Source organism: Pseudomonas sp. AC112 (assembly GCF_979253545.1).
Genome location: NZ_CEEDCM010000001.1, coordinates 5,008,594 through 5,029,597 on the forward strand (window position 1 = coordinate 5,008,594; position 21,004 = coordinate 5,029,597).

General features: G+C 60.7%; 24 protein-coding genes. 9 read left to right on the forward strand and 15 right to left on the reverse strand.

The window, feature by feature from the left end; all coding sequences use genetic code 11:
- Positions 1-7 precede the first annotated feature (7 nt).
- Complete coding sequence (locus tag AC0IYN_RS23335; protein ID WP_471843444.1) at positions 8-841, forward strand: phosphodiesterase; 834 nt, start codon at positions 8-10, stop codon at positions 839-841.
- 136 nt (positions 842-977) lie between these two features.
- A complete protein-coding gene (locus tag AC0IYN_RS23340; RefSeq protein WP_471843446.1) occupies positions 978-2,297 on the forward strand; it encodes an OprD family porin in 1,320 nt (439 codons plus the stop codon).
- A gap of 117 nt (positions 2,298-2,414) precedes the next feature.
- Here AC0IYN_RS23340 and AC0IYN_RS23345 read toward each other — a convergent pair whose 3' ends face one another.
- From AC0IYN_RS23345 to AC0IYN_RS23355, 3 genes are all read right to left on the reverse strand, one after another.
- Positions 2,415-2,786, reverse strand: coding sequence for a GFA family protein (locus AC0IYN_RS23345; RefSeq protein WP_457249137.1), 372 nt, complete (start codon positions 2,784-2,786; stop codon positions 2,415-2,417).
- A gap of 139 nt (positions 2,787-2,925) precedes the next feature.
- Positions 2,926-4,569 (reverse strand): sensor domain-containing diguanylate cyclase, encoded by a 1,644-nt coding sequence (locus AC0IYN_RS23350; RefSeq protein ID WP_471843449.1) that lies wholly within the window; start codon positions 4,567-4,569, stop codon positions 2,926-2,928.
- A gap of 210 nt (positions 4,570-4,779) precedes the next feature.
- The gene (locus AC0IYN_RS23355; protein ID WP_457238895.1) at positions 4,780-5,934 is read right to left on the reverse strand and encodes an acetyltransferase domain-containing protein; all 1,155 of its coding nucleotides are present in this window, start codon (positions 5,932-5,934) and stop codon (positions 4,780-4,782) included.
- A 53-nt stretch (positions 5,935-5,987) separates the two neighbouring features.
- Between AC0IYN_RS23355 and AC0IYN_RS23360 the strand changes: the two genes are divergently transcribed.
- Both AC0IYN_RS23360 and yfcF read left to right on the forward strand, forming a co-directional pair.
- Positions 5,988-6,116 carry a hypothetical protein gene (locus tag AC0IYN_RS23360; RefSeq protein ID WP_406599897.1) on the forward strand — a complete coding sequence of 43 codons (129 nt, stop codon included), beginning with the start codon at positions 5,988-5,990 and terminating at the stop codon, positions 6,114-6,116.
- A gap of 104 nt (positions 6,117-6,220) precedes the next feature.
- A complete protein-coding gene (gene yfcF, locus AC0IYN_RS23365; RefSeq protein WP_471843452.1) occupies positions 6,221-6,838 on the forward strand; it encodes a glutathione transferase in 618 nt (205 codons plus the stop codon).
- Here yfcF and AC0IYN_RS23370 read toward each other — a convergent pair.
- Complete coding sequence (locus AC0IYN_RS23370; protein WP_406599883.1) at positions 6,813-7,085, reverse strand: hypothetical protein; 273 nt, start codon at positions 7,083-7,085, stop codon at positions 6,813-6,815. The two genes, yfcF and AC0IYN_RS23370, sit on opposite strands and share 26 nt — an antisense overlap.
- A 132-nt stretch (positions 7,086-7,217) precedes the next feature.
- Here AC0IYN_RS23370 and AC0IYN_RS23375 point away from each other — a divergent pair, with 132 nt between their 5' ends.
- Both AC0IYN_RS23375 and AC0IYN_RS23380 read left to right on the forward strand, forming a co-directional pair.
- Positions 7,218-7,862 (forward strand): ATPase, encoded by a 645-nt coding sequence (locus tag AC0IYN_RS23375; RefSeq protein ID WP_471843454.1) that lies wholly within the window; start codon positions 7,218-7,220, stop codon positions 7,860-7,862.
- A 34-nt stretch (positions 7,863-7,896) separates the two neighbouring features.
- Positions 7,897-8,238 carry a hypothetical protein gene (locus AC0IYN_RS23380; RefSeq protein ID WP_078048868.1) on the forward strand — a complete coding sequence of 114 codons (342 nt, stop codon included), beginning with the start codon at positions 7,897-7,899 and terminating at the stop codon, positions 8,236-8,238.
- Between the two features lie 622 nt (positions 8,239-8,860).
- On the opposite strand, the gene AC0IYN_RS23385 is transcribed toward AC0IYN_RS23380, so the two are convergent.
- Both AC0IYN_RS23385 and AC0IYN_RS23390 read right to left on the reverse strand, forming a co-directional pair.
- A complete protein-coding gene (locus tag AC0IYN_RS23385) occupies positions 8,861-9,607 on the reverse strand; it encodes a creatininase family protein (protein WP_471843456.1) in 747 nt (248 codons plus the stop codon).
- Positions 9,608-9,639: 32 nt separating this feature from the next.
- On the reverse strand, positions 9,640-10,368 hold the full coding sequence (locus tag AC0IYN_RS23390; RefSeq protein ID WP_457248772.1) for a murein L,D-transpeptidase catalytic domain family protein: 729 nt from the start codon (positions 10,366-10,368) through the stop codon (positions 9,640-9,642).
- A 40-nt stretch (positions 10,369-10,408) separates the two neighbouring features.
- Here AC0IYN_RS23390 and AC0IYN_RS23395 point away from each other — a divergent pair, with 40 nt between their 5' ends.
- The gene (locus AC0IYN_RS23395; RefSeq protein ID WP_471843459.1) at positions 10,409-12,004 is read left to right on the forward strand and encodes a L,D-transpeptidase family protein; all 1,596 of its coding nucleotides are present in this window, start codon (positions 10,409-10,411) and stop codon (positions 12,002-12,004) included.
- Positions 12,005-12,021: 17 nt separating this feature from the next.
- Here AC0IYN_RS23395 and AC0IYN_RS23400 read toward each other — a convergent pair whose 3' ends face one another.
- Positions 12,022-12,528 (reverse strand): P-loop nucleotide/nucleoside kinase family protein, encoded by a 507-nt coding sequence (locus AC0IYN_RS23400; protein WP_471843461.1) that lies wholly within the window; start codon positions 12,526-12,528, stop codon positions 12,022-12,024.
- Between the two features lie 73 nt (positions 12,529-12,601).
- On the opposite strand from AC0IYN_RS23400, the gene dapF reads away from it, so the two are divergent.
- Positions 12,602-13,408: a diaminopimelate epimerase gene (gene dapF, locus AC0IYN_RS23405; protein ID WP_471843463.1), complete on the forward strand. Its 807-nt coding sequence runs from the start codon at positions 12,602-12,604 to the stop codon at positions 13,406-13,408.
- 144 nt (positions 13,409-13,552) lie between these two features.
- Here dapF and AC0IYN_RS23410 read toward each other — a convergent pair whose 3' ends face one another.
- The 4 genes from AC0IYN_RS23410 to AC0IYN_RS23425 all read right to left on the reverse strand — a co-directional run bounded on the left by AC0IYN_RS23410 (position 13,553) and on the right by AC0IYN_RS23425 (position 17,269).
- Positions 13,553-13,855 (reverse strand): hypothetical protein, encoded by a 303-nt coding sequence (locus AC0IYN_RS23410; protein WP_406598500.1) that lies wholly within the window; start codon positions 13,853-13,855, stop codon positions 13,553-13,555.
- Between the two features lie 74 nt (positions 13,856-13,929).
- Positions 13,930-15,171, reverse strand: coding sequence for a hypothetical protein (locus AC0IYN_RS23415; RefSeq protein WP_406598501.1), 1,242 nt, complete (start codon positions 15,169-15,171; stop codon positions 13,930-13,932).
- Positions 15,172-15,318: 147 nt separating this feature from the next.
- Complete coding sequence (locus tag AC0IYN_RS23420) at positions 15,319-16,464, reverse strand: PAS domain-containing sensor histidine kinase (RefSeq protein WP_471843466.1); 1,146 nt, start codon at positions 16,462-16,464, stop codon at positions 15,319-15,321.
- Complete coding sequence (locus AC0IYN_RS23425) at positions 16,454-17,269, reverse strand: alpha/beta fold hydrolase (protein WP_471843468.1); 816 nt, start codon at positions 17,267-17,269, stop codon at positions 16,454-16,456. The genes AC0IYN_RS23420 and AC0IYN_RS23425 overlap by 11 nt, the downstream gene beginning before the upstream one ends.
- Before the next feature lie 129 nt (positions 17,270-17,398).
- On the opposite strand from AC0IYN_RS23425, the gene AC0IYN_RS23430 reads away from it, so the two are divergent.
- Positions 17,399-18,598: a TPM domain-containing protein gene (locus AC0IYN_RS23430; RefSeq protein WP_471843470.1), complete on the forward strand. Its 1,200-nt coding sequence runs from the start codon at positions 17,399-17,401 to the stop codon at positions 18,596-18,598.
- Positions 18,599-18,603: 5 nt separating this feature from the next.
- On the opposite strand, the gene AC0IYN_RS23435 is transcribed toward AC0IYN_RS23430, so the two are convergent.
- The 4 genes from AC0IYN_RS23435 to AC0IYN_RS23450 all read right to left on the reverse strand — a co-directional run bounded on the left by AC0IYN_RS23435 (position 18,604) and on the right by AC0IYN_RS23450 (position 20,914).
- The gene (locus AC0IYN_RS23435; protein ID WP_471843472.1) at positions 18,604-19,281 is read right to left on the reverse strand and encodes a class I SAM-dependent methyltransferase; all 678 of its coding nucleotides are present in this window, start codon (positions 19,279-19,281) and stop codon (positions 18,604-18,606) included.
- Positions 19,282-19,400: 119 nt separating this feature from the next.
- On the reverse strand, positions 19,401-19,826 hold the full coding sequence (locus AC0IYN_RS23440) for a GNAT family N-acetyltransferase (protein ID WP_471843474.1): 426 nt from the start codon (positions 19,824-19,826) through the stop codon (positions 19,401-19,403).
- A gap of 2 nt (positions 19,827-19,828) precedes the next feature.
- Positions 19,829-20,320: a GNAT family N-acetyltransferase gene (locus tag AC0IYN_RS23445; protein ID WP_471843476.1), complete on the reverse strand. Its 492-nt coding sequence runs from the start codon at positions 20,318-20,320 to the stop codon at positions 19,829-19,831.
- 183 nt (positions 20,321-20,503) lie between these two features.
- A complete protein-coding gene (locus AC0IYN_RS23450; RefSeq protein ID WP_471843478.1) occupies positions 20,504-20,914 on the reverse strand; it encodes an ASCH domain-containing protein in 411 nt (136 codons plus the stop codon).
- Between the last annotated feature and the right edge of the window lie 90 nt (positions 20,915-21,004).

The window sequence follows — 21,004 nt, forward strand, 5'->3', positions numbered from 1 at the left end:
ATCTATTGTGAATCGTCCGTTCCTTGTCGCGCAGATCAGCGACCTGCACCTTAAAGCCGGCCAGCGCCTCACCTATGGCGTGGTCGATACCCTCGGCGCGCTGCGCCGCGCCGTCGACCACCTCAACGCCAGCTACCCACGGCCCGATATCGTGGTGATCAGCGGTGACCTGGTGGACTTTGGCCGCGCCGATGAATACGCCGTGTTGCACCCCGAACTCGCGCGCCTGCACATGCCGTGCTACCTGGTGCCAGGCAACCACGACACGCGTGGGCCGCTGCTGGAGGCATTCCGTGACCACTGCTACTTGCCGGCCTCGGCAGACGGCCCATTGGATTGGGTGGTGGAGGAGCACCCGCTGCGGCTGATCGGCCTGGATTCCACTATCCCTGGCGGCCACGGCGGCCAGTTGCTCGATAGCCAGTTGCAGTGGCTGGATGCACAACTGGCACTGCGTCCCGACGCGCCGACGCTGTTGATCCTGCATCACCCGCCCTTCATCAGTGGCATCGGCCATATGGACCGCGAACCTTTCATCAATGCCGCTGCGCTGGAGCATGTCGTGGCTCGCCATCCGCAAGTGGAGCGCCTGCTGTGCGGGCACCTGCACCGGCCGATGCAACGGCGTTTTGGCGGCAGCCTCAGTTGTGTGTGCCCCGGCACCTCTCACCAGATCGTGTTGGATTTGCAAGAAGCGGCGCCCGCGCATTTCAACCTGGAGCCGGCGGGCTATTTGTTGCATCGCTGGGAGGCGCAACAAGGTTTGATCAGCCACAACGGCGTGTTCGGGGACTACCCGGGGCCGTATCCGTTTTATGACGCTCATGGATTGATTGACTGAGGTTGTACGGAGGTTCACTCGTTCAACTAAGCCGCTAAACGTTAGTTCACGCACCGGCCAACCGAGTTTGGCCGTGTGCTTCCTGCTGCCCATTATTTGCGCCCGGAACTTGGATTCCGCGCCGGAGCTCGTCCTGATGAAAGCCACTTTGAATGTATTAAGCGTATTGACCGGCAGCCTGGGCATTGCCCTGAGCCCCTTGGCCTCGGCTGATTTCCTGGGTGACAGCAAAGCCAACTTGAGCCTGCGCAACTTCTACTTCAACAACGACAACCGCGACGGCGCCGCCGCGCCGTCGAAAACCGAAGAGTGGGGCCAGGCGTTTATCCTCAACTATCAGTCGGGCTTTACCGATGGCACTGTCGGGTTCGGCCTGGATGCGGTGGGCATGCTCGGCCTGACCCTCGACAGCGGCGCCGGGCGCCATGTGGGCAGCTCGATGATCCCCACCGACGACGGCAAGGCCGCCGACAACTGGGCCCGTGGCGGCGCGACAGCCAAGGCGCGTTTCGCCAAGAGCGAGTTGCGCTACGGCTACCTGCGGCCGAACCTGCCGATCCTGGTGAGCAACGATGGGCGCCTGTTGCCGCAGTCGTTCGAAGGCGGGCAAATCACCAGCAAGGACATCGACAACCTGACACTGATCGGCGGCCAACTGCAACACGCCACCGGCCGTGGCTCCAGCGACCGCAGCGGCCTGGCGGCAGCGGGCGGCACCCAGGAAAGCAACACATTCAATTACGCCGGCGCCGATTACCAAGTGACCAAGGACCTGATGGTCCAGTACTACTACGCCAACCTCGAAGACTATTACCAACAACACTTTGCCGGCCTGATCCATGTATTACCGCTGGGTGACTTTGGCTCATTGAAAACCGACCTGCGCTACTTCAAGACCAACTCCGACGGCAAGAACAGCAGTGCCGCCGGCCGCGCCGAAGGCTACAAGCTTGGCGGCTATACCAAGAACGGCAACGGTGAAATCGACAACAACACCTGGAGCGCGGCGTTCATCTACTCCCTGGGCCCGCACGCGATCACCGCCGGTTACCAGCAAGTCTCGGACGACAGCAATTTCGCCCAGCTCAACCAGGGCGGCCTGGTCAATAAAGGGGAGGGCGGTTCCAGCCTGTACCTCTACACCGACCGTACCGTGCAGACCTTCATCCAGGCCGGCGAACGCACGGCCTTTGCCCAATACGCCTATGACTTCGCCTCGCTCGGCGTACCGGGCATGAAGGCCTCGGTGATGTACTTGAAGGGCGACCACATCCTCACCACCCGCGGCAACGATGCGAGTGAATGGGAGCGCGATATCTCCCTGGATTACGTGGTGCAGAGCGGCACGTTCAAGAACGTCGGGTTTGGCTGGCGCAACGGAGTGTCGCGCAGCGAAGTGGCGCGGGACCAGGATCAGAATCGGGTGTTTGTGAGTTATTCGATTCCGTTGATGTAAGCCCGTAAACGCGGGTCTTGACTGTAGGAGCGAGCTTGCTCGCGAAGAACCTGAGGGCGACGCGTTAAGTCTGAATGAACGCGTTATCGTTGACGGTTTTCGCGCGCAAGCTCGCTCCTACAGCCAGGTGGCCTTGGACTCAATGCAACTGTGCTTCAGGTTCTGAGGCGCGAACAGGGTATCGAGTGTGCCCAGCGCAATTGAAATCCAATCCGGATAAAGTCCCTTTGCATCGTGCCAGAACAACGATGAACTGCATTTTGAACAGAACTGGCGAGTAATGCCCGGTGATGATTCATAGCTTTTCAGTGTGCCCGGTACCTGCCGGATAGTAACGGCTGACCGGGGCACACTCGCGTAAGTGGCAAACGCCGCACCATGGCTTTTCTGGCATTTTTTGCAGTGGCAATGAGTGGCAGCCTTGAGCGAAGTCGAGACTTGATAGGAGACTGCGCCGCAGAGGCAACTGCCTTGGGTAACGACATCCATGTGTGATCGTGTCCTGAACGTGACGGCAGACACTATACCTGTAGTGAGCGAGCTTGCTCGCGCTGGCTGCGCAGCAGCCCCAAAAAAACGGGAGCGCTGCGCACTCCAGCGCGAGCAAGCTCGCTCACTACAACACGTCTCACACCACGCGGTTCCTGCCCGCGGCCTTGGCCTCGTACAACTGCATATCCGCGCGCTTGAGCAGCGCCGAGGTGTCGCGGTCTGACGGTTCGGCGACGCCCACGCCGATGCTCACGGTCACATGGCCCACGGTTGGAAACACCGCCGTCTCAACGGCCTTACGGATTTTTTCCGCCACCACTTCAGGGCTGTCGGGTGCTTCGACTTCGGGCAGTAGCACCGCGAATTCCTCACCGCCGTAACGCGCCACAAAGTCGGTGGCGCGGGTGGTGTTTTCGATCAGCGCGGCCAGTTGGCACAGCACGTCGTCGCCGATGGCGTGGCCGTAGGTGTCGTTGACGCGTTTGAAGTAGTCGGCATCGATTAACAGCAGCGCGAAGGTACGGCCTGTGCGTTGGAACAGCAGGCTGTTTTCGGCGAGTTTTTCATCGAAGCGACGGCGGTTGTAGACGCCGGTCAATGCATCGTGGGTGGCGAGCTTGAGCAGGTCGGCGTTGGCTTGGGTGAGGTCAGCGGTGCGTTGCGCGACGGTGGCTTCCAGGGAAGCGTTGGCTTCTTGCAACTGGCGCTCCTTGGACAGCAGGGACTGGGTCATGCCGGTGAGCGAGCGGCCCAACTGGGCAATCTCCAGCACCGGGTGATCCTGAGGGAAGACCGCGCCGGGTAGTTGGTCCTGCACCTGCTTGGCGGACCGGGCCAGGCGTTCGATCGGGCGGCTGAGGGTAGACGCCAGGTAGTAGGCGACCAGCCCAAACACCACGGCGGCGATCAGCCCCAGCAGCAACAACTTGTACAGCAGCACACGCGCCGGTTGCAGCGCAACGTCCAGGGGCTGGCGCACAATGATGTACCAGCTCACTTTTGCATTCGACGGGCTGGGCACCGCCACCGAGGCAGTGACGTAGCCATCGCCGGTGGACCAGCCCGACGGCTTGCCCAGGTTGGCCGGCGGCATCTGCTCACCCGCCAGTACTTCCGGATAGAGCACTTTGCCGTCGAAGTCGACAATCAGCGCTTCAAGGTTCGGCACGGCATCTTTCTGCATCACGGCAGAATCGACGATTTGCGTGACCCAGCGCCAATGCGCATGGGCGCCCAGCACGCCGATGGTCTCGCCCTGGGCATTGCGAATCGGTGCGGCGAAATCGATAAAGCGCAGTGGCTCGCCGTTGGCGGCGCCCGGCAGCAGCTTGGCCAGCAGCACGGCTTCGTGGGGATCGCCGGTGTACTCGCCGCGCATGCCCGCCTGGAACCATGGCCGTTGCTGCACCGACTGACCAACCAGCAAGCCGTTGACCGCCTGGCGCACCTTGCCCTCGGCATCGGCCACGCCCATCCACGCATACTCGGCGCGCGACTGGGTGCGCAGTTCCATCAGGGTGAGGATATCCGGCGCGTCCAGGTTGCCCTCGCGAAACAACGGCGCCTTGCTCAGCAGTGACACTTCCAGCTGCCGCTCGCGCAATTGCACGGCCAGCAGGGCAGCGGCAGAGCGCGCCGTACTCAGCAGCGTATTGCCGCTGGCCTGCTTCACCTGTTCAGTGGCGATGTGCCCCACGTAAAAGCCCACGCTCAATAACGTAAGCAACGATAAACCGGCAAACCAGAGGGTCAGGTGACTGCGCAGGCTGGCTTTGATCATGAGGGCTCAATGGAGTGGTCGTTTGGGCCCATGGTAGGCGCAATGGATGGGGTGCGGCCAGTGATGGCGTCGCTTATCCAGGGGTACCAACGTGAGCAGTTTTTATGGTTGTCTGGAATATAATGAGTATGGCTCATTATGGACGCCTGTCGACAATGGCTGCCTTCTATCGCTGGCAAGCCAGCTCTCACAGAAAAGCAAACGGGGCCGCTACAGGTATTTGAGCCACGCCAAGTCACGGCGCCGAGCCTTGAGCGCTGCAAACCAGCGTACCGGCGGATACAGCGCCAAGGGCAGCAGCAATGCCACCAGCCAAATAGCGCCGATGCTGTCGAAACCGAAGTAGTTGCCGCGATTTAGCCCAAACAGCGCCACACAGGCGACGTAGAGGACTTTCAGCACATACAGGTGCAGCAGATAAAAGAACATGGGCGCCGCCCCGAACGTGGCCAGGATAACGATCCAGCGTTTTTGCCCCGCACGTTCAAACGCCAGCAACAGCAGCAAGCCAACCCCCAGGGTCAATGCCAGAAACAGCAGCGAAGGCGGGTACTTGGTGATGTTGAGAAAACTCATCAGGGTCTGCACGCCGTTCTCATAGGCATGCCACGGCTTCTCCCCATACCCATTGGCCGTGCGCAACACCACGAACCCCACCAACGCCCCCACACCGGCCAGCAATAGAAAGCGCTGGCGCAACGCCGATGGCATGCCCTGGGCAAACCAGGGGCCCAACCCGTAACCCAGGGCAATCACGCCGATCCACGGCAGCACCGGGTAGGTGGTACGCAGCCGCAGCGAATCGCCGACCTCGATCCAACTGCGTTCATGCAGGATCGTCCACGGCACATGCAGGGCCGATCCCGCATCGAAGTGCAAGCCATCGAGCAAGTTGTGCCCGCCAATGATCACCAGTGCCAGGGCAATCAGCACTGGGCGCGGCAACCACACCAGCACGGCCAGGGCGAGCATGCTCACGCCAATCGCCCAGATCACCTGCATGTAGATCACGCTGGGCGGCAGTTGGAAGGTCCAGGCGAAGTTGACCAGGGTAAATTCCAGCACCACCAGGAACAGCCCGCGCTTGAACAGGAACGCCGACACATCGCGGCGGCCCGAGTACTTCTGGCCATACAACCAGGCGGATAAGCCTGTGAGCAGCACGAACACCGGCGCACACAGGTGCGCGAGGGTGCGGCTGACAAACAGCGCAGGCTCGGTGCTGTCGATGGTCATCGGGTCGCTGACCTGGCGGTGCAGCAGGAAGGTTTCGCGCACGTGGTCCAGCAGCATGAACAGGATCACCAGGCCGCGCAGGGCGTCAATGGAAAGCAGGCGTTGGCGCAGAGGTAAAGCGTCGGTCATGGGCAAGCATCACAGGGCAGGGCGGAAGTGGGGCGTTATCCTATAACATTAATTTGCGCGTTGCCGCGATTCCTTGGAACGTGGCGAGCAAGGCGTATTGGGCGTCGGCGTCGACCGCCAACAACTACCTGACCCAGGGCGAGCCGCGCACGGTCAAGCTGTCGGCAACGGTGGACTTCTGATCGGCAAACCCAGTATTCCGCCAAGGAATGCCCCCATAAAAACAGCGCATTGTCTTTCTTGTGGCACATCTCGTAGCGTGGTGTTCCCCTCAAGGAGAATCGTTATGCGCCTGTATGTGGATCATCTGTACACCAGCCCCTACGCCATGTCGGTGTTTGTCGCCTTGCGCGAAAAAGGCCTGGCGTTCGACACGATCACCCTGGACCTTGATGCCGCGCAACAGCACGCGGCCGACTTTGCCCAACTGTCCCTGACCCAGCGCGTGCCCACCTTGGTAGAAGGCGATTTTGCGCTGTCCGAGTCCTCGGCAATCACCGAGTACCTGGAACAGGCCTACCCCGAGACGCCGCTGTACCCGGCCGATCCAAAACAGCGGGCGAGGGCGCGGCAGGTGCAGGCATGGCTGCGCAGCGATTTGCTGGCGATCCGTCAGGAGCGCTCGACGATGGTGGTGTTCTACGGGCAGAAGATGCCGCCACTGTCGCCTGTGGCTGAAGCAGCGGCGGCGAAGTTGATCCGTGCGGCCCAGGCGCTGTTGGCGGGTAATCCGCCGTACTTGTTCGGTGAGTGGTCCATCGCTGACGTGGACCTGGCCGTGATGCTCAATCGCCTCATTCTCAATGGCGACAGCGTGCCTGCCGAGTTGGTGGAATACACGCGCCGCCAGTGGCAGCGACCGTCCGCACAGGCGTGGGTCAATCAACAACGTCCTGCGCAGTAGAGCGTTCGGTGATTTGCAAGACGCGGCGGTCCAGGTCCTCCCAATCCGCCATGCCCAACACCCGCGTGGTGTTCAAGCCACGCAGGTAACCGCGCAGTTGATGGGCGCTGGCGCTGACCTGGTCGGCACTCGCCGCTGCGTCCTGCAGCACGTCTTCATAGTCGACCAGGTAATCGGCGACGCGCTCACGAAACTCCGGCAGGACGGCTTCGCGGATGCGGTCGAAGGTTTTCTGGTGAGGCTTCATAGCGTGGTCCTTATAGGTTTTATGGGTGCACTATCGGTTCAGATAATAGTCACCATCACGGATCGCAAGTTCTGTTTTTGCTGGAAAAGCGGAAAATCACCCCCATCGAGACGCTGTTCAAGGAAATGCGCGATGAGGACGTTTATTCAGCTGGCGTTGATGGCTTTGATGCTGGGCACCGCGGCTATCAACAACGCGGCACTCGCAGACGATCTGCGTACGGGCCATTTGCTACCTATCGGCGCTAGCGTAGAATCCCTGCAACACGCACAGTCGGTGGGTGTATTGCTGAGCGACAACACCCGCGACAACCTCGGCTACCTTGAACGCTACCACGACATGGCCTTGAATGGCGCCAAGGATGCCCTCGACGGGCGTATCCGCGAGGCGTTCGTCAACAGTTCCGACCCAGAGCTGGCCATCGACTGGTTGATGAGCTCGTTGCAAGGCACCTTTTTGTCGGTGACTGTCTACGACAACCTGGATGCGTTGGTGCAGGCTCACCCGGATGTGGTGGTGATGCTCGATACCCATAACCAACTGCTGACCCCGCGTAATGATGTGGTCGAGGCACGCTTTGTTGCGCGGTTCTATGACGCGAACCTGCAATACATCGCCAAGGCCGAAGGCTCGGTGCACAAGCAGGTGCCGTCGGTGTGGGTGCATGACAAGGCCGCGCCGGAGATTGCCGCGCAGATCGAGCAGCAGCGTGATGTGCAGCTCGATGCTTTGAAGCAGTTTGATGCGTCGCTCAAGTCTTTGGTCCGTGCCGGTTGATATGAACCTTTATTTTTGTAGTCAGGAATTTTTCATGCGCGCTCTTTTCGTTCCGGCCTTGGCCCTAGCTTCCCTGTTGCTGGCGGGTTGTGTCACTGCCCCCAACGCCCCAACCCTGACCTTGCAAACCAGCAAGGGGCCTGAGGCCTATGTGCAGTGTGTATTGCCCAAGCTGGAAAAGCATGGGATCACCTCGACCGTCACGCAGAACTCGCGTCATGCCAAGGTGGTGTTGACCAGTAAGATTGCTGCCGATGATGTGCTGGAGGCTTACAAGTCCCAGGATGGCGGCAAGGTGTTTCTGTATGAGCGCAAGCCGCTGGCGTCGACGATCACGCCATCGCGGCTGGAGTTGGCGGCGCAAGAGTGCAAATAATTCCAGGGCGTGCATAGCTGAAGTGGGTGGGGGCTTGCTTTCGCTGGCGGCCTGACGGTCCATAGCTATCTGACTGTAGGCCTCGATCCAACTGTAGGAGCTGGCTTGCCAGCGATGGCGGCCTGACATCCGACCACAATCTAACGGTCACTCCACGATCCAACTGTAGGAGCTGGCTTGCCAGCGATGGCGGCCTGACAGCCGACCTGGATGTTGGATCAGACCGAGTACATATCCGTTACTTGGGTAACGGCTGGTATGGGTTCCGCCCTTACGGCGGCTCACTTTTGAACAGCGCAAAAGTAAGCAAAACGCTCTTGCCCCAACACTCGGCACCTCGCCTAGGCTCGGTGTGCCCGTAATCCGACAGGTATTTGGGGGGCCGCCGCCACGCGCCATCCATGGCGCGGGGCGGCTAAACCGGCATCCCTGCCGGTTTACCCCCCAAATCCCTGTCGAATTCCGGCCAGCGTGTTTGACGGGGCGCCTAAGATCAAAAGCGAGATCAAGATCAAGAGCGGCTCGCTTCGCATCGTGGTTAGGTTTGTTGCTACAGCATTGTGTAGAGACCTATGGCCTTCGCAGGCAAGCGCCCGTCCCACATTTTTGATTCAGATCGGGCTCATGGTTTGGCTTCGTTGCTGAAGGCGTTGACTGTCTTGACCAACCCTTGCGCGGCCAACGCCACCAACTCTCCACCTTTCTCTACCGTCGCCAGCGCCGGGTCCGAGCCCATGCGTCCGTCGGGGAAGCGTGCGCGGAAGTCCAGCGCTTCACGGATCGGCCCGGTGTTGGCGATTTGTGGTGAGTAGTCGGCAGTCTTGATCGAGTCTGGGTACGCCCACTGTGTCACCGCGATCTCCGATGGCGTGGCATGGCTGCCATGGCCCACCGGGAATTGGCGTTGGGCCAGGTCGCTCACGCCTTCCAGGTCCCACCAGTTCACCAGTTTCAGCGCGAATCCGGCAGGGCGGTGGGCGAAGCTGGCCTCGGCGTACAGCTCCGAGAACGCTGCTTCGATGGTGGCGATATTGCCGCCATGGCCGTTCAGAAACAGAATCTTCTCGAAACCATGCCCCGCCAGCGAACGCACCCAATCGCCAATCGCAGCGATGAAGGTGGAAGGGCGCAGGGAAATGGTGCCGGGAAAACCCAAATGATGCTGGGCCATGCCGATATTGAAGGTCGGGCCGATCAGGAGGTCGGCGTTCTTCTGCGCTTGATGGGCGATGATTTCCGGGCACATCCAGTCGGTGCCCAGCAGGCCGGTGGGGCCGTGCTGTTCATTGGAACCGATGGGAATCACCACCGTGCGGCTGCGTTCAAGGAACTGGCCGATCTCGATCCAGGTGGAGTGGTGTAGAAGCATGCGTGGCTCTCTTTTTTATCGATGGGGACAGGCTATCCGCCACGGATTGTACGACTACTCGCCACCTGCTGGGGTTTGCAATTGAGGTACGTCGAGGACTTCAGCCAGCGTTGGTCGGGATACCAGGAAAACATGAACTGCCCATCCTTGAGCTTATCCACCACCTGGCGCGCCACCTGCGGGCGCACGGCCGGGCAGCCCTGGCTGCGGCCGATGCGGCCTTCGCGCTTGCTCCACAGGGGGCTCACGTAATCGGCCGCATGAATCACGATGGCGCGGTCGCGGGCCTGGTCATTGAAACCCGGCTCCAGGCCATCCATGCGCAGCGAGTAGCCGTGGGTGCCCAGGTAACTTTCCTGGGTGCGGAACAGGCCCAGGCTGGACTGGTGGCTGCCTTCGAGGTTGGAGAACTGGGTGGCGAAGTTTTCCCCGGACTTGGCGCCATGGGCCACCAGGTCGCGCAGCACCAGGGTCTTCTTGCGCAAATCGAAGATCCACAGCCGACGGGCGGTCGAAGGCTGGGAGTAGTCAATAACGGCTAGGCGCTCGGAACGTTCCTCGCCATTATTGACTGCGCACTGCACCGCGTTCAGGGCGCTTTTGAGTACAGTGGGATTGAGTTCTGGAGCCGAGCGCGCCAGGCTGCTATACAAGGAAGGAGGAGTGCCATTGGCGGCGAGCGCAGTCGTGCTCACAGCGGCCAGGCTCACGGTGATCAAGCCCAGGGTGGTCATCCCGAGCCGGCACATAAAAGTCAGCATCTACAGTACATCCCCCCACTGTGGATTGGAGCAAAGTCAATTGTTCAAAAAACACGCATGTTACTTGAGCATTTGCCTGCTCGTTGCACCATTGGTCGCGACAGCCGACGCGCTGCCGGTCGAGCCGTTGCCGGTCACAACGCCGGCGCCGGTCGATCTGGCGCCGGTCCAACAGGCCCTGGCGCAACTGCCCAGTGTCTGCCCCGGACTGGCGCCGCAGATCGACGCCGTCGCGCAACTGCGCCTGCAAGCTTTCTACCAACAGCAGGGTAATGTGCCGTTGTGGTCCGCCGACGAGCGTCGCCAAGCCCTGCAATCCCAGTTGCTGCTGCTGGCCGATGACGGCCTGGACCCCACCCACTATAGCCTGCCTGCGGCGGATGCCACGGCCAACGTGCTGTGCAGCGATATCGATACCAGCCAGCACTACCTGCAAGCCCTGCAGGATTTGCACTACGGGCGCCTGCAGCAATCGCGCTTCGAACCGCTGTGGCATTCCCAGCCGCCGACCCGCGACCCCAGCATTGACGTGCTGGCCTTTGCCTCCACGGGCCTGCAAGACATGGCCCAAGCGTTCGACCAGGCCCGGCCCAGCGCCGATTTGTACCGCAGCCTGCGCAATGCCTATTCCACCGTGCGCCAGCAGCCGTTGCCGCATTGGGACCCGGTCGCCACGGGCCCGCTGCTGCGTCCCGGCATGGAAGACCCGCGCGTCCCGGAACTGGCGCGGCGCCTGATCAGTGGCGGCTACCTGGCCAAGGCGCCCAGCGGCAAGCAATACCGCGACGACCTGGTCAAGGCGGTCAAGGCATTCCAGCTCAGCCATTCGCTGCAGGCCGATGGCGTGATCGGCGCCGGTACCGTGGCCGAACTCAACATCAGCCCGGCCGTGCGTCGCGAACAGCTGCGCATCAACCTTGAGCGCTTCCGCTGGCTGGCCCAGGACCTAGAGCCCGAAGGCGTGCTGGTCAACGTCGCCGCCGCGCAATTGAGCGTGTACCAGAGCGGCATTCCCGTGTGGCAAACCCGCCTGCAAGTCGGCCGCGCCGAACGCCAGACGCCGCTGCTGAAATCGCGCATCACCCGGCTGACCCTCAACCCGACCTGGACCATCCCGCCCACCATCATGCGCGAGGATAAACTCCCGGCGATCCGCCTCAACCCCGAATACCTGCGCCAGCAGAACCTGCAAGTGCTCGACGCTGAAGGCCACCCGCTGGCGCCGGAACAGATCGACTGGGCGCGCCCCGGCAATATCCTGCTGCGCCAGGAAGCCGGCCCGCGCAACCCGCTGGGCAAGATCGTGATGCGTTTCCCCAACCCGTACTCGGTGTACCTGCACGACACGCCGAGCCAGCCACTGTTCACCAAGGGGCCGCGGGCGTTCAGCTCGGGCTGTGTCAGGGTTGAACAACCTTTGTTGCTGCGGGATCTGCTGGTGAGCCCGGCCGAACGCGCCCGCACCGATGAACTGCTGGCCACCGGCGTAACCCATGAATTCAGGCTGGCCACGCCGGTGCCGGTGCTGCTGGGCTACTGGACGGTGGAGGTCGACCGCCAGGGCGGCTTGGTGTATGCGCCGGATATCTACGCGCGCGATCTGGTGTTGATGAAGGCGATGGGGAGTGTGCTTTGAGGCGCAAGAAGGCGAGATTACCGGGGTGAGCGGGCAAGCCTGCTCACCACAGTTACCGCCTGCTCCGGCGTCATGAGGGCCGTGTCGATCTCCAGGGGCACGCTCTCCCACGCTTCATATTCGTGTGCGAGAACGGACTGCCAGGTGGGTGGAATCAGGCCGGGAATGTCGCCTGTTCGGGTTTCTACCCGCCGTTGATGTTCCTTCCGGTCTGAGCAGGTCACCAGGATATCCAGCAACACCACCTTTGCCGCCGCCGCGACGGCCTTCCACGCCTCTCGGCTTTCCCTGACCGGGTTCACGCAGTCCACCACCACGGTGTGCCCCACCTGCAGATTGCTCAACGCCAGCGCATTCGCTACGCCGTAGCCGCTGGCACCCACATCGCCGGCCAGCACGCCGGCCTTGCGGATCGCCTGTTCGATCATGTCGATACGCAGGTAAACCGCACCGGTCTGGCGCGCCAGTTCGCGGGCGATGGTGGTCTTGCCGGTGCCGGGCAGTCCGCTGAAGACAATGAGCATGGAGAGGTCTCATGAAATTGGGCCGGTTCAGGGTATCCTTCAGTGCCCCCACAGGTCGACTACAGGACACCCGATGCTTCTGCCGTTCGTGAAAATGCACGCCCATGGCGACGATTTCATCATCGTTGATCGCCGTGGCCTGGACGATCCCATCACCGCGCAGGTCGCCCGCCAGCTGGGCAACCGCCACACCGGGATCGGCTTCAACCAACTGGCCGTGGTGCTCGACTGTGACGATGCCGCCGCGCGCGTCAAGTTCTGGAACCCCAACGGCACGCCGCTGGCCACCTGCGGCAGCGCCACCCGTGGCGTGGCCGACCGTTTGATGCATGAAACCGGCACGACGTCGGTGGTGTTGCGAACCGACCGGGGCTTGCTGACCTGTGTGCGTGCGCCGGGGCAACACGTCTCGGTGAACATGGGCGAACCGTCGCTGGACTGGTCGGCGGTACCGCTGGCCGAGGCCGTGGACACGCGCACCTTGCCCATCGAGGGCAACCCGGCGGCGTGCAGCATGGGCAACCCGCATTGCACGTTTTTTGTCGAAGACATTGCGGCTGTCGACGTGGCGGCCGTGGGGCCTGCGCTGGAAACGCACCCACTGTTCCCGGCCAAGACCAATGTGCATTTCGTGCAGGTACTAGATCGTGGCCATATCCGCCTGCGCATTTGGGAGCGCGGCGGCGGCGTGCCGTTGGGGTCTGGCTCGTGCTGCTGCGGGGCCGTGGTCAATGGGATCCGGCGAGGATTGCTGGATGCCACCGTGCAGGTGCAGTGCGATGGCGGCACAGTGACGGTGCACTGGGACGGGCAGGGCGGGGTGGTGTTGACCGGGCGCGTGGAGCCGGTGCTGCAGGGCAGTGCGTACACCTTTGAGTAGCTCAGGGTATTTTACCGTTGAGATCACAAACCTAGATCCCCTCTCTTTTGGAATCCAGGTATAAGGTGAGGGTGTTCGGAGAATGGCAGTTCGGCGTGTCTCCATCTTTTTGCAAAGGGTGGATTGAAGATTTTATTTAGTTCTTCAACAGAAAATCCGACTGTAGGCACCATGCTTGTCTTCTTCCCAGCGATACCCTCCGTTGCACTTCTTGGGATCAGGCGCGTTTGCCTCTACAACTGAGTGTCCTTGGACAGGCTCTGTTTTATCCGGGTGGAAACCAAACAAAAACCAATACATTTCTTGAAACGGGGAGACATCTCCCAGTTCGCCCCCCCCATAATAGGTTCCGTTGTGATATCCGCCTGCGTGGGCCTGAGGCGCCGTGAGCGTATGGGCGCTGAGCAAAAAAACAAAAAGAATAAGAAGTGATCCATTGTTTTTCATGAGGTGGCCGTCCACTTTGAGGCGCTAAATTGAAACGCATGTGCTTGTGAAGTAATGTTTTGCCGAACAGTGGGTTATGGGGTAGTTGATGTTGCGCTGACAGTGTTTTCGCTGCTGTCAATTATTTGGCCTGCGATATAGCTGCCATTTTCTGATAGCGCTGTTACTGAGCTATTGAGACCGCCGTTAATGGGCGATAAGCAAATCGCGCCGCCCGCTAAAGTCCACGTGCATGCTTGTATATGTTTGCTTGCGTCATAGGTGTCCAGCGCGACGCGGTTGTTTGAACTCAAACCTACCATCCGGGCAGAAGTTGCGCCATTAGGAAGTACGATTATATTGATAAGGGGGAGCGGCGGCATGGGCAGCCAGATCATATATTGATTTTTTCCATCGTCAAGGACCTGGGTAACTAACGCTATGCCTGAGTTGTTTAACGTGATCGCGGCATTTTTAGAGCCTGATGACAGTGTCAATAGGATGGGGGTAGCTGTTTTACTGCTCCAGAATGCTGTGCTTGTTACATTAATTTCTTCATTTGGATAGTGGCAGGTTCCGATAAACTGAGACCGGTTGTTGACGTGTACGACCGTGCAGAAGTTAGCACCCGTTGGGATAGTCAGGTTGGTGATGGTAAAACTGGCCCCGTTTTTTTCTGCCACTTTGGCCGTGTTGCTGCCCTGATTATTAGGGCAGTTCAATGAGATCATCAGGTTCCCGGACGTGGGAAGGTTAACAGCTGATGGGCGGCAATTGTCGTCCCAGTTGGAAACGCGGGTGGGTGTACTTACACCGTTCGGGTAAAATACCGCAGTTCCATCATTGTCGGCGTTATAGCTATTCCCAACTACGTCACCTTGGTCGTTATAAGCGCGCCCCGCGGTGTATTTATCTTTTGGCCTCAGCAGGGGTAGTAGCAAGGTCGCGGGAAGTGCGTCTAGCTTTTCAGGTGCGCTTGAAGGTGATGCGGTGTTCCATCGCACGGCGTAACTTGCGCTCAGGGCGTCCCTGCAACCGCCGATGGCAATTGCATTATTGCTTATTCCCCATACCCCACACGGTTGCCCAGTCACTAAGTAGGGTAGGGTAACTTGTTGGGTGTGAGTCGCGCCGTCTGCAACCCATGGGAAGCTATTTTTGGTGCCGCTGTTCGCGGTGCAGTTTCCGACCGTTAAACCCGAATTGTTAATGTCCTCAGGCACGCATTGTGCCGCATTGGGCAATGTTGGGATCTCTACCCAAGTGCCGCCATATGCAAAACCAGCCAGCGTCATACTTGCGCTGGTAAATAGCAGGATGCTGAGTGTTTGTTTCATTGCTATCTCGTCCTTGAATGTTCAGTTGTCGTCGGCCATTTCAACTGGCTGACAGTGCATACGGCAAGTTAAGGACAGAAACTGCTGTCGGCGCAACTGTCATAGTTGACAGGTCTGTACGAGTGGTGGATGTCCGTTTTTAGTCCGTTACCCGAGCCATGGAAACTCAACACTGAACGTCGTACCGCCCACCGCACAGGACTTCACCGCCACATCCCCGCCATGCACCCTGGCCAACTCGCGCACGATGTACAGGCCCAGGCCCACGCTGCGCACATCGCTGCCTTGATCGGTGCCACGGGTCATGGGCTCGAACAACCCGGCCAGCAAGCTTTCGGGAATCGGTTCGCCGTAGTTGTGCACGGACACTTCACACGCGCCATCGCACAGCCGTGACGTGACCGTGATCGGCCGCTGCAGGTCGCCATAGGCCACGCTGTTGGCCACCAGGTTGCCAATGATCTGCTGCACACGGTCGGCGTCCAGGCACGCGTCGCCTTGGCCTACGCTGTGATGTTCCAGCGTCGCCTTGGGGAACGCCACGCGCAGTTCATCCACGGCGCGATGGATCACGCTGTGCAGATCCAGGGAGGCCGCCTTGATGCTGATGCCCTGGCCGACCCGGGCCTGGGTAAAGTCCAGCAGGTCGGCGATCATGCGTTGGGCGCGTTCGGATGACTGGCCGATATGCCCCAGCAACTGGCGCTCCTTGGGCGTGCGTTCGCTGCGGCTGAGAAAATCGGAGGCCATGCGAATCGCCGTGAGCGGGTTTTTCAGGTCGTGGCTGACAATCGCTACCATCTGTTCAGCGAACAGCGCGCGACGTTGGGAAATGGCATAGGCCTCGCGCAGTTCGCCCTGAGCCTGCTGCAGGGCCAGTTCGGTGGCGGTCTTTTCCTGCAACAACGCTTCGGCCAGGTTGCGGGCGTTGAGCAGCTCGCGTTCGTACTTGTCGCGGTCGGTGGTGCCGAACAACGCCAGGTCGTACACCACACTGTCGGCCTGTTCACGCTGGATGCCGTTGAGCAGTACGGTGACCTTGTGGCCGTCGCGGTGCAGCATGTCGAGCTTCACTTCGGTGACGCTGCCATGCATGCGCAACATCGGGGCCAGGTGGGTCTGGTGGAAGATGCGTCCGCCCATGGTCAGTAGATCCTGGAAACGCTTGCCGCACAGCTCGGTGTTGCTGAACCCCAGCCACTCGCTGAAGCGCGCGTTGGCTTGCAGGATCATGCCATCTTGCGCGGTGACGGCCAGGGCGCAGGCCGCGCTGTCGAACAGGTCAGCTGACACGCGCAACCGCCCAGGGTGCCAGGAAATCGTCCATGGCCGCTGCGCAAGCCTGTGGCGCACTCATGTGCGGGCAATGGCCGATGTTTTCCACCAGGCAATAGCGGCTGTGGGACAGCACGCTGTGCAGGTATTCGCCTACGGCGACGGGGGCGATCAGGTCATCGGTGGATTGCAGGATCAACACCGTGGTGGCCAGGCCGATCACGTCCTGGCGGTTGTCCGACATGAACGTCACCCGCGCGAATTGCTTGGCGATCTCAGGTTCAGTGCGGCAGAAACTCTCGGTCAACGCTTCGCCCAGCGCCGGTTGATCTGGTGCGCCCATGATCACCGGGGCCATGGCGCTGGACCAGCCGAGGTAGTTGCTGTCGAGGGTGTCGAGCAGGTCCTCGATATCGCCGCGTTTGAAGCCGCCGATGTAGCCGTCTTCATCGATATAGCGCGGCGATGGCCCGATCATCACATGGGCACTGATGCGGCCGGGGGCCAGGCGGTCGGCGAGGGCGCCGATCATTGCGCTGACCGAATGCCCTACCAGGATCACCGGGCCGACGGCGTAGGCCTCGATGATTTCATTGAGGTCACGGGCGTAGCCCTCCAGCGTGCCGTACTTGGCCTTGTCGAAGGCGCCCAAGTCCGACAGCCCTGCGCCCACCAGGTCGTACATCACCACGCGAAAGCGTTCCAGGAAATGCGGCGCCAGGTAGTTCCACATGGCCTGGTTGCAGCCGAACCCGTGGGAAAACACCAGGGTCGAGGTCCCGTTGCCCATCACGCTGACATTGTTACGGTGGAGTAGGTCCATGGGTTTTCTCGGTTATGGCGTATTGCTATGACTGCAGGGAGTTTAGATAGTCACAGGCGTGGGGTCACGCGTTATAGCGCCGTTAAGGTAAAGTCGCCGCCTTCAGGAAGAAATTTCAGGTAACAAAGCATGATGGCGATTTTGCGGCAATCCGTCTTGAGTCTGATAGCGCTGGTGTTGCTTGGCCTGCTGGGCAGCGCCCAGGCGGGCACTTCGCCTATCGGCGTGGCCCTCGACCAGCGGGTGATCGACCTCACCAACACCCTGGATGCCGCGACCACCACCCGTCTGAAAAACCAACTCGCCGACCTTGAACAGCGCAAAGGCTCGCAAGTGGCCGTGCTGCTGGTGCCCACCACCGGCGGCGCGAGCATCGAGGATTACGCCAACCAGCTGTTCCGCGCCTGGAAGCTGGGCCGCAAGGACATCAATGACGGCATCCTGCTGGTGGTGGCCAAAGAGGACCGCAAGGTGCGCATCGAAGTCGGCTACGGCCTGGAAGGCACGGTCACGGATTTGCTGGCCCATCGCATTATCGAAGAACACCTCACGCCGGCGTTTCGCCAAGGGGATTTTGCGGGCGGTGTGTCCCAGGGCGTGAACGACCTGGTGGTGCTGGTGGACGGTGGTGACCTGCCCAAGATCGCGGGGCCAGGGATCAACCCCCAGTTCATTGCAATACTGCTGGCGTTTGTCATCGGCGCGATTGGCGGTGTGCTGATCAGTGCCGGCAAGCTGCACTGGCGCCGCGCCTTGATTGCCGCGGTGGCGGCCACCGTGCTGCTCGCGATCCTGGGCGGAGGGCGCGACTGGCTGGTGTTCTTGCTGGTGATGCCGTTGACCCTGCTGATCGGTGGCGCAACCTTCGGCGCATTGTGGATGGCACGCTCGGTGTTTTACTGCGTCGTCGGGCTGCTGGCGTACATCCTTGGGTTGGTGGTGATTGATCGTCAGTACGCCGACGTCAACTTCATCCATTGGCTGGTATTTCCGCTGGGTGCGCTGGTGGTGCTGGGGTTGTACCTGGTGCTGCTGGTGATCATGAAGGACGCCTGGAAGCAAAGTCGCGTGGGGTTTGTCGCGCGGCTGTCGGCAGCGGTGGGGGTGTATGTGGCGGCGGGGGTGTTGATGGAACTCGGCCGTAACGGCTGGCTGTACGCGTTCCCGATTGCCTCGTTTGCGGCGCTGTTCATCTTTGGCAAGACCGGCGGTGGCTCTGGGTCGAGCGATGGGTCGAGCTCGGGATCCAGCAGCTCCAGTTCCAGCAGCTCCAGCTCTTCCGGTGGCGGGGGTTCCAGTGGCGGCGGCGGAGCGTCCGGGAGTTGGTAAAGCCGCTAGCGCGGCTTGTAGCCCACCCAGCCTTTAAAGCTGAAGCCGGCGTAGAACAACTCGACACCCTCGAACCCGGCTTCTGTCATCAGGGCTTGATCAGCCTCGGGTGACAGCACCGGCAATTTCTCACTGATCGCCGCAATCGCCCGCTCAGCATCTGCTGCCGGCACGCCCGAATCCACTGCAAACGCAGCGTAGCGCTTCAGCCAGCGAGCCTTGTCGTCCGGCGCCTGCGGGAAGCTGTGATGCGCCACCACCAACGGCGCGTCCGGTAGCAGGCGTAACCACAATGCCTTGAGGGTTTGCAGGCGCTGTTCGGCCGGGATGAAGTGCAAGGTCAGCAGGCAGGTGGCGCCGTCGAAAGGTCCCGGCGGGGCCGTGTCGATATAGCCTTCGTGCAATTGAGTTCGCGCATTCAACGGACCCAGGGTGGCCTCTGCCAGCTTCAGCATCTCGGCCGATGGGTCTACCCCCACAAAACGCCAGCCCGGTTCCGCGTCGGCAAAGCGCTTCAACTCCAGGCCACCGCCTGCGCCCAACACCAGCACATTGCCCGTGGCCGGCACGCGTTCGCGCAACAGCAGGGTGGTCATGCGTTGCAGGCCATCGAAGCCCGGCACCAGGCGCACCGGGCCTTCGGCGTAACGGGCGACGGCATCGGGGTCGGAAAAAAAGCTCATGCTGGGCTCCTGTACATTGGGCGGGGGTAAACCCTACTGCGGCAAACCTGCACTGGCAACATTTACACGCGGCGGAGCATCGCGCGGCGCTGCTGGGTTGTTTGGCAAAACCCTGAAGGTCACAGCACCTTGGACAGAAAAACCCGGCTGCTGCCTTCGGGCTCGCACGGGATCTCGCCGAAGCGTACCCAGCCATGCTTCTCGTAAAACCCGGGAGCCTGGAAGCTGAGGGTGTACAGCACCGCGTTTGTGCAACCCCGGCGCCGGGCCTCATCTTCGAAGGCTTGCAGTAACTGACCGCCCAAGCCCGACCCGCGCAGCGAATCGGGCAGGTGGAACAGGTCGAGGAACGCCGTGCCCAGCGTGGTTTTACCGGTGATGCCGCCGAGGATCTGCCGGGTGTCGGGGTCCTTGATCAGCACCGTCAGCAGGCAACGATCGTTGTAGCCGGTGATGGCTTCATTGAAGGCCGCGAGACCGCTGCCCAAGATGCGCTCGGCGTCGGGGTTGGGTTGGTCGCTGATTTCGATGTGCGGTGTGTTCATTGCTAGAGCGCCATCTCCATCTCATGCCACGCCATGCCACCGTGATCCGACGGCGACGGCTGCACGTACTGGTACCCCATGCGCTCATACAGCGGCACGTGTTGCTGCTTGCACATCAAGTGAATCGTCTGCTTGCCCATCGCCCGCATGCGCTGCACAAATTCGGTCATCAGCAGCCTGGAGTAACCCTTGCCCTGGTGCGCCGGGTCGACCACCACCGACATGATCACCACGTTCGGCGCATCGGCCGAATGGCCCACCAACTCCTTGAACGCCTCGTCGGACATCACCACCTTGTGGGCGCAGCCGCAGTTGATGAAACCCACCACCGCGCCATCCGCCTCCAGGATCAGAAAGCCTTGCGGGTACTGCACAATACGCGTGGCGATCTTCTCCAGAGTCGCGGCTTCGTCGCCTTCGTAGGCGGTGGTTTCGATTTCAAAGCAACGGGCGGCGTCGGCGGGGAGGGCGTTGCGGAAGGTGAGGGCGGGCATGGGCGTTTCCTGGGGCGTTGAGCGAAAGGCCACATGATAGACAAACATCACACGCCAGGCACTGAAACGGTATTCCCTGTAGGAGATGTCGAGCTTTAGCGAGGCTGCGATGGCGCCGGTATTGCGACTACTTTTTTGCCTGACCCACCGCCATCAGTTGAGTTGGCAAGAGCGCCTTATCGTTTACAGCACGTCCACCAACTCAAATTCTTCCGCCACAAGTTCCATTGCCTCATCGAACGAGCCCTCTCGTTGGAAAAATTCTTTATGGCCCTGCCTCCAGTACCTGAGGCTGAGATCGCCTTCGCCTTCCTTCTGTGCGAACGCTTGATCGACGTCGCAGTAACGAATGATTTGCATCGAAATAACTCGGACCACACAGACAGGTTCGTTCCTGCTGTTAAGGATGATGCTGTAACTGCCAACAGTGGGTGATTCATCTTCTGCCTTGAAGGATGACAGTGAACAGCAGGTGGCTGTTTTTATTCCTTTAGCGACACGGTCGGCCAACTCATCTGCCATTTCTGGAGTGTCACCAAATGGCCAGGCAGTGGCTCCCGGGTATTGACGCTTTAAATCATCAATAAGGCTCATCACTAAATCCTTTTAAATCATATTATTGGCTGTCGCATTAGTGTCCATTCAGTCCACAGGGTCAAGACCAGCGTTACACGCAAACCCTCA